The organism is Acinetobacter endophylla, from assembly GCF_053543775.1.
The window spans coordinates 1-697 of sequence record NZ_JBLVOM010000208.1; the positions used below are offsets into that span (position 1 = coordinate 1).

A 697-nucleotide genomic window follows, 5' to 3' on the forward strand; every position below is an offset into this window, starting at 1 on the left:
AGAAGTTCTGATCCATCAGAAACCTTTAATATCACCATTTCAGATATTCCTGAAGGTGCAAAAATTATCTATGACGGCGTAGAACAAACGATTACTAACGGTTCAGTCACGATCTTTAACTTTAGTACATCTACGCCACTGACGATTACTCCACCTTTTAACAGCAATGTAAACTTTACCTTAAGTGTTACTGCGACGGCGACGGATGGTAACGTCACATCTGCTCCATCTAGTACGCTCTCTATACCTGTTACAGTTTATGGTGTAGCAGATACACCGACAGTTACCTTAAAAGATTATGACAGTAATCAGCCTGGTGTACAGTCTTATACAACCACTGAAGCTAATCTGGATGGTACTGCCCAGCATAAAGTGTCACTCTCTAATTTGATTGAAAATGTTTCATCGATTGATACAGATGGCTCAGAAAGCTTTACCCTTCGTATTACAGGCTTAGCCAAAGATTTCAATCTGGGTGGACCAGCCACTGTTTTGGTCACTGGCACAGGTGAAGAACGTGTCTGGGTGATTAAACCAACAGATTTAAATCATGTATTTATCACAGTACCAGAGAATTACAGTGGCAATGTGAATTTCAAAGTTGCAGGCGTTTCTACTGAAAATGATGGTGATTCCAAAACTGGTGCATTAACTGATGTTAATTTCATAGTGACACCTTCTGCCGAAGCAGAAGCAA

General features: G+C 40.3%; 1 protein-coding gene. It reads left to right on the forward strand.

All coding sequences use genetic code 11. The annotated features are described in order from the left end of the window. Positions 1-697 (forward strand): hypothetical protein (locus ACNPNW_RS06370; RefSeq protein WP_448766762.1); only part of this gene is annotated, 697 nt, incomplete at both ends.